The organism is Streptomyces sp. NPDC085866 (assembly GCF_044541035.1).
Classification (GTDB): Bacteria; Actinomycetota; Actinomycetes; order Streptomycetales; family Streptomycetaceae; genus Streptomyces.
Genome location: NZ_JBITSQ010000005.1, coordinates 191054 through 198220 on the forward strand (window position 1 = coordinate 191054; position 7167 = coordinate 198220).

Sequence of the window (7167 nt, forward strand, 5' to 3'; positions counted from 1 at the left end):
CCTTGCGGGTGCGGCGCGGCTTGGCCTCGACCTCGGCCTCCACCGTCTCCGGTGCGGCGGCCGCGGTCTTGCGGGTGCGGCGGGGCTTGGCCTCGGCGACCTCCACTCCGTCCACCGTGGGTTCGGCGGCGGCAGCGGCGGTCTTGCGGGTGCGGCGCGGCTTGGCCTCGACCTCGGCCTCCACCGTCTCCGGTGCGGCGGCCGCGGTCTTGCGGGTGCGGCGGGGCTTGGCCTCGGTGGCCTCGGCCGTGTCCACGGCAGCCTCGGCGGCGGCGGCGGTCTTGCGGGTGCGGCGCGGCTTGGCCTCGACCTCGGCCTCCACCGTCTCCGGTGCGGCGGCCGCGGTCTTGCGGGTGCGACGGGGCTTGGTCGCCGGGGCGGCTTCCTCCGTGCCCTCGGCCGTCGCGACTGCCGTTTCGGCGGCCGGTTCGGTCGTCTTGCGGGTGCGGCGGGGCTTGGCCTCGGTGGCCTCGGCCGTGTCCACGGCAGCCTCGGCGGCGGCGGCGGTCTTGCGGGTCCGGCGCGGCTTGGCCTCGACCTCGGCCTCCACCGCTTCCGGCGCGGCAGCGGCCGTCTTGCGGGTGCGGCGCGGCTTGGTCGCCGGGGCGGCTTCCTCCGTGCCCTCGGCCGTCGCGACCGCCGTTTCGGCGGCCGGTTCGGCCGTCTTGCGGGTGCGGCGGCGCGGCTTGGCCTCGGTCACCTCGGCGGCGGCCTCGGGCGCGGTCTCGGCCACCGGTGCGGCCTCGGTCGCCGGAGCCTCGGTCACCTGGACCTCGGCTGCCTCGGCCGACTTCCGGGTGCGGCGACGGCGCGGCTTCTCCGGGATCTCCAGCACGGCCGGGCCCTGCGCCGTGTCCACGGCGGCCTCGGGGGTCACGGTCGCGGCAGCGGTCGGCACCGCCTCGGCCTGGGCTCCGCCACGCGTGCGGCGACGGCGGCGCGGCGTGCGGGTCGCCGAAGGCTCCTCCACGGCGCCGGTCTCGGCGGCCGGCGCCGAGGCGGTCGTAGCGGGGGAGGCGTCCAACGGAGCACCGCCGCGGGTGCGGCGGCGACGGCGCGGCGTGCGCGCCGGGCGCTCACGCTCGGCCGTGGCGGACTCGGCACGGCCGTCGCGGCCGTCGCGACCGCCCCGGCCACCGCGACCGCGCGCACCGCGGCCACCGGTCTCGCCCAGGTCCTCCAGCTCCTCCGCGTCGAGCCCGGCGCGGGTGCGCTCCGAGCGCGGCAGAGTGCCCTTGGTGCCCTCGGGGATGCTGAGGTCCGAGAACAGGTGCGGGGAGCTCGAGTACGTCTCCACCGGGTCGTTGAAGTCCAGCTCCAGCGCCTTGTTGATCAGCTGCCAGCGCGGGATGTCGTCCCAGTCGACGAACGTGATGGCCGTACCCTTCGCGCCCGCGCGGCCCGTACGGCCGATGCGGTGCAGGTACGTCTTCTCGTCCTCGGGGGACTGGTAGTTGATGACGTGCGTCACGCCCTCGACGTCGATGCCGCGCGCGGCGACGTCGGTGCAGACGAGGACGTCGACCTTGCCGTTGCGGAAGGCCCGCAGGGCCTGCTCACGGGCGCCCTGGCCGAGGTCGCCGTGGACCGCGCCGGAGGCGAAGCCGCGGCGCTGCAGCTGCTCGGCGATGTCGGCGGCCGTCCGCTTCGTCCGGCAGAAGATCATCGCGAGCCCGCGGCCGTCGGCCTGCAGGATGCGCGCGACCATCTCCGGCTTGTCGAGGGAGTGCGCGCGGTAGACGAACTGCTTGATGTTCGCGACCGTCGCGCCCTCGTCGTCCGGCGCGGTGGCGCGGATGTGGGTGGGCTGCGACATGTAGCGGCGCGCGAGGCCGATGACCGCGCCCGGCATGGTCGCCGAGAACAGCATGGTCTGGCGCTTGGCCGGCAGCAGGTTGATGATCTTCTCGACGTCGGGCAGGAAGCCCAGGTCGAGCATTTCGTCGGCCTCGTCGAGGACCAGGCTCTTGATGTGGCTCAGGTCCAGCTTCTTCTGCCCGGCGAGGTCCAGCAGGCGGCCCGGGGTGCCGACGACCACGTCGACGCCCTTCTTCAGGGCCTCGACCTGGGGCTCGTAGGCCCGGCCGCCGTAGATCGCCGTCACGCGCACGTTACGGACCTTGCCGGCCGTCAGCAGGTCGTTGGTGACCTGGGTGCACAGCTCGCGCGTGGGGACGACGACGAGTGCCTGCGGGGCGTCGGTGAGGGCCTCGGGCCGCGCGCGGCCCGCCTCGACGTCGGCGGGGACGGTCACGCGCTCGAGGAGCGGAAGGCCGAAGCCCAGCGTCTTGCCGGTGCCGGTCTTGGCCTGGCCGATGACGTCCGTGCCGGAAAGGGCGACGGGGAGCGTCATCTCCTGGATGGGGAAGGGAGTGATGATGCCGACGGCTTCCAGGGCCTCGGCGGTCTCGGGCAGGATTCCGAGTTCACGAAACGTCGTAGTCAGGGTTTTGCCTCTTCTGTGTGTGCGGTGCGAGGCGAGCGCGGGGGTCATGACTGACCGTGCCGGGGACGTCGGCTGCCGTACGGACGAACCACTCGGGCAAGCCGTAAGACACGGGACCACTGCCGACGCTCTAGCGCTCGTACCGCTGAGGGTGTCCCTCCGGTCGTCGTACGTAGTGAGCCGTACGGCCGAGGAGGGCTGTCGGGTCGGAGCCGATCGGGCCACCGACCGGGCATCCTCATGCGTGCGCCCTGTCGGAGGACGTCGAACATCGTCGACGCATCTCAGCAGGCGCATTACCACCATACCCCGGATTGGCGCACATGCGATGGCCGATTTGGTCACGTAGTGGTGGTCACAGTGGTTGGCCAGGGGCTTCCGAGGTACGGCAAGCGGGCTATTGTGCGCCTCATGACTAGCTCTGACAAGCCTGAGAACGACTCCGCCGCACCCGCCGAGCACACCGGTGTCGCCGCCCAGGACTGGACGCAGGCCTCCGCCGACCCGCAGTACCGTGCCGCGGTCGTGGACCTGCTCGGCGCGCTCGCGTACGGGGAGCTGGCGGCGTTCGAGCGGCTCGCGGAGGACGCCAAGCTGGCGCCGACGCTCGCGGACAAGGCGGAGCTGGCGAAGATGGCCTCGGCCGAGTTCCACCACTTCGAGAGGCTGCGGGATCGGCTGACCGAGATCGGCGAGGAGCCGACCGCGGCGATGGAGCCCTTCGTGGCGGCCCTGGACGGCTTCCACAAGCAGACGGCGCCCTCGGACTGGCTGGAGGGCCTGGTCAAGGCGTACGTCGGCGACTCGATCGCGAGCGATTTCTACCGGGAGGTCGCGGCCCGCCTCGACTCCGACACACGCGAGCTGGTCCTCGCCGTCCTCGACGACACCGGGCACGCCGGGTTCGCGGTGGAGAAGGTGCGCGCGGCGATCGACGCCGACCCGCGCGTGGGCGGCCGGCTGGCGCTGTGGGCGCGGCGGCTGATGGGCGAGGCGCTGTCGCAGTCGCAGCGGGTGGTCGCCGACCGGGACGCGCTGTCGACGATGCTCGTGGGTGGCGTTGCCGACGGGTTCGATCTCGCGGAGGTCGGCAGGATGTTCTCGCGGATCACCGAGGCGCACACCAAGCGGATGGCTGCGCTGGGCCTCGCGGCCTGAGAGCCGTCGCGCTCCGTGGGGGGTGGTTTCGGCCGACTCGCGGCCGCAGGTGGGTGGGGGCTGGTCGCGCGGTTTCCCGCGTTCCTTGCGGGCGTCTGCGCCGCCGTCCCCCTGCCTGGCCCCTACGCCGTTGCTGATCGTCGGCGCAGGCGCGCTGACGGGCGCAGGAGCAGGGACAGGGATGCCGCCGAGACGATCGCCGCGCCGAGGAGGTTCAGCAGGACGCCGCCTGAGCCGAGGGCGCTGTGGGTGACGAAGTCGCCGAAAAGGGCTCCGGCGACGCCTGTCGAGAACACCAGGGGTCGAGCGGGCAGGCGGTGTGACAGCCGGTGGGTCGCCGCCCAGGCGAGGACCAGACCGAGCACGGCGGATCCGATTGCTTCCAGGATCATCTCGGGGTCCCTCCCACGGCCGGCCTGTGCATCACGGTCGTAGCCGGTCATACCCGTGACCTGCGGAATGCAATCCTCCTGTGTGGGCGACTTGTGCTCCGTCTGCGCGCAGGCCGCACAAGCGGAAGGGCCCGGCGGCACTGTGCCGCCGGGCCCTTCTCGAACCCGGGTCTAGAGAGCGCCGAAGCCCACCTTGCGGACCGTCGGCTCGCCGATCTCCACGTAGGCCAGGCGGTCCGCCGGGACCAGAACCTTGCGGCCCTTCTCGTCCTGAAGGCTCAGCAGCTGCGACTTTCCGGCCAGCGCCTCGGCCACCACGCGCTCGATGTCCTCGGCGCTCTGACCGCTCTCCAGAACGATCTCGCGGGGCGCGTGCTGCACGCCGATCTTGACCTCCACGGCTATGTCCCTCCGACGGTCAGTGATGTGCGCGATCTTCCGCGCCGTACCCAGCACACATTAGCCCGGTGAGCGGACGTACACGCTGCGGGCCGGAACGCCAACAGCGAACACCGGGCGGGAACAAACGAGCGTCAGTGGTTCTCGGTGCCGTGCAGCGGGAAGCCGGCGATGCCCCGCCAGGCCAGCGAGGTCAGTAGCTGCACCGCCTGATCGCGCGGCACGCTGCGGTCGCTGTGCAGCCAGGAACGCGCCACCACCTGGGCGAGGCCGCCGAGCCCGGAGGCGAGCAGCATCGACTCCGCGCGGGACAGGCCCGTGTCCTCGGCGATGACTTCGCAGATCGCCTCGGCGCAGTCGTTGGTGACCTTGTCGACCCGCTCGCGCACCGCGGGCTCGTTCGTCAGGTCCGACTCGAAGACCAGGCGGAAGGCGCCGCCGTCGTCCTCGACGTACGCGAAGTAGGCGTCCATGGTCGCCCGCACGCGCTGCTTGTTGTCGGTCGTCGACGCGAGTGCGCCGCGCACGGCCTGGATCAGCGACTCGCAGTGCTGGTCCAGCAGGGCGAGGTAGAGGTCGAGCTTGCCGGGGAAGTGCTGGTAGAGCACCGGCTTGCTGACGCCCGCCCGCTCGGCGATGTCGTCCATCGCGGCCGCGTGGTAGCCCTGTGCGACGAAGACCTCCTGGGCGGCGCCCAGCAGCTGGTTCCGTCGGGCTCGGCGTGGCAGACGGGTGCCACGCGGGCGCGCCGCCTCAGTTTGCTCGATGGCTGTCACGCCGCCTCCCAGAGTCGTCCACATGCGGTGTCAGCCGCGCGGCCATCGTACTTTTCGGTAACCGTGGTGTGCGCGGTGCGAGCGCAGAATTTCACGTACCGGACGGCGGCGAAAGCCACAAAGCCAGGCTTACACGACCGTAAGGGCACCGAGTGGTCCTGCGTGGTCAGCGGTAGTCCTCTTCGTCGATCGCCACCACGCGCGCCTGTTCGATGAGATCGGCCTCGTTCCCGCGGTCCGGATCCCCCGTGAGCGGGTCGTCGCGCTCCGGCGTGACGTCGGCGTTCTGCTCGACGGCGTCACCCTCCGGGGCCTCCACGTCGATCGACGGGGTGTCGTCGGCCGGCAGATCCTCGATCACGTCGGGCTCGATGGGGTCATTGGGCATGGTGGGCTCCCTTCCTACGAACGTCCCTGGAAGCAGCAGGGGCCACATACGGGTGCCCTCGGTACGAGCCTAGGAGACACCTGATCCGCACGCCATGCCATGGACGCCCGTTCGCCGTGCGGTACCCGGTCCGGGTTTCCGCCGCGACAGGGCTCAATCTGTGATGGCGAACACATGAGCCACAGCGTGATCGTCTCGTAACATTGCCGCATGTCTTCGACCGAGTCGCCGTCCGTAACGGCCGCCAGCGTCCTCCCGAAGGTGGCGCCCGTCCGGGTCGGCGAGGGCGAGAGGCTGAGGTCGGTGGGGCTGCCGGGGGTCACGCTGTCGGTCCGTTCGCGGCGCCCCGCGCGCGAGGGGCTGCCGCCCGCGCTGTATGTCCACGGACTCGGCGGTTCCTCGCAGAACTGGTCCACTCTGATGAGGCAGCTGGACGGCGTCGTCGACAGCGAGGCGCTCGACCTGCCCGGCTTCGGCGACTCCCCGCCCCCGGACGACGGCAACTACTCCGTCACGGGGCACGCGCGCGCGGTCATCCGTTATCTGGACGCCGCCGAGCGCGGCCCGGTCCACCTCTTCGGCAACTCCCTCGGCGGAGCGGTCGCCACGCGCGTCTCCGCCGTACGACCCGATCTCGTACGCACCCTGACGCTGGTCTCGCCCGCCCTGCCGGAGCTGCGCGTGCAGCGCACCGCGATGCCCACGGCGCTGCTGGGCGTGCCCGGGGTGGCCGGGCTCTTCACCCGGCTCACCAAGGAGTGGACGGCCGAGCAGCGCGTGCGCGGCGTGCTGGGGCTGTGCTACGGCGACCCCGGGCGCGTGTCGCCGGAGGCGTTCCAGCAGGCCGTGGAGGAGCTGGAGCGGCGGCTGCAACTGCCGTACTTCTGGGACGCGATGGCGCGCTCCGCGCGCGGGGTGGTCGATGCCTACACCCTCGGTGGGCAGCACGGGCTGTGGCGCCAGGCCGAGCGTGTGCTCGCCCCGACTCTCCTGATCTACGGCGGCCGCGACCAGCTGGTCGGCTACCGCATGGCCCGGAAGGCCGCCCGCTCCTTCTCCGACTCCCGCCTCCTGTCCCTGCCGGAGGCGGGTCACGTGGCGATGATGGAGTACCCGGAGGTCGTGGCCGCAGCGTTCCAGGAACTCCTCGCGGAGAAGGGGGAGTTCAGAGGCGCGGGTGAGTCCGGGACTGCCGGCGCGACCCGGGGCGCGGACGCCGCGGCGCCCGGTGCCGGATCCGACACGACCGCCGGGGGCGACGTCGCCGCCACGGGCGCGGGGAGCTGAGGGCCGAGGTGGGACGCCACAGCCGCCGCGGACCGGCCCCCAAGGACGACTCCGCCGACATAGCCGCCCGGCGAGGGGGACGGGGCTCCGCCTCCGGCACTCCGCGCGAGACGCGACAGCCCACCCTGCCCGGCCAGCGCCGGGCACCCGAGGGCGCTCCCCAGGGATACGGCACGCCGGGCACCGCCCAGGGCGCGCCCGGTGTCCCGCCGGGGACCCCGGCGGGAGGCGCACCGCGCTTCCCGGACGGCACTCCGGCCCAGGGCGTGCCGCGCTTCCCTGGCGGCACGCCTGCCCACGGGACCCCGCGCCTGCCCGACG

At 72.6% G+C, this 7167-nt stretch carries 7 protein-coding genes and 1 pseudogene; 3 read left to right on the forward strand and 5 right to left on the reverse strand.

Annotation, left to right across the window (positions count from 1 at the left end; genetic code table 11):
- The coding region (locus tag ACIF83_RS13885) for a DEAD/DEAH box helicase (protein ID WP_399727148.1) at positions 1-2353 on the reverse strand (2353 nt) is incomplete at its 3' end.
- A gap of 504 nt (positions 2354-2857) precedes the next feature.
- Between ACIF83_RS13885 and ACIF83_RS13890 the strand changes: the two genes are divergently transcribed.
- Positions 2858-3604, forward strand: a complete 747-nt coding sequence (locus tag ACIF83_RS13890; protein WP_393468800.1) for a ferritin-like fold-containing protein — start codon at positions 2858-2860, stop codon at positions 3602-3604.
- Between the two features lie 122 nt (positions 3605-3726).
- On the opposite strand, the gene ACIF83_RS13895 is transcribed toward ACIF83_RS13890, so the two are convergent.
- From ACIF83_RS13895 to ACIF83_RS13910, 4 genes are all read right to left on the reverse strand, one after another.
- On the reverse strand, positions 3727-3996 hold the full coding sequence (locus ACIF83_RS13895; RefSeq protein ID WP_399726579.1) for a hypothetical protein: 270 nt from the start codon (positions 3994-3996) through the stop codon (positions 3727-3729).
- Positions 3997-4167: 171 nt separating this feature from the next.
- Positions 4168-4395, reverse strand: coding sequence for a DUF3107 domain-containing protein (locus tag ACIF83_RS13900; protein ID WP_386578203.1), 228 nt, complete (start codon positions 4393-4395; stop codon positions 4168-4170).
- 134 nt (positions 4396-4529) lie between these two features.
- Positions 4530-5171, reverse strand: a complete 642-nt coding sequence (locus ACIF83_RS13905) for a TetR/AcrR family transcriptional regulator (protein ID WP_393468804.1) — start codon at positions 5169-5171, stop codon at positions 4530-4532.
- Positions 5172-5337: 166 nt separating this feature from the next.
- Positions 5338-5559 (reverse strand): hypothetical protein, encoded by a 222-nt coding sequence (locus ACIF83_RS13910; RefSeq protein ID WP_398137634.1) that lies wholly within the window; start codon positions 5557-5559, stop codon positions 5338-5340.
- Between the two features lie 210 nt (positions 5560-5769).
- Here ACIF83_RS13910 and ACIF83_RS13915 point away from each other — a divergent pair, with 210 nt between their 5' ends.
- Positions 5770-6846, forward strand: a complete 1077-nt coding sequence (locus ACIF83_RS13915; RefSeq protein WP_398137633.1) for an alpha/beta fold hydrolase — start codon at positions 5770-5772, stop codon at positions 6844-6846.
- Positions 6847-6854: 8 nt separating this feature from the next.
- Positions 6855-7167, forward strand: a pseudogene (locus tag ACIF83_RS13920) (hypothetical protein); the annotation flags it as partial.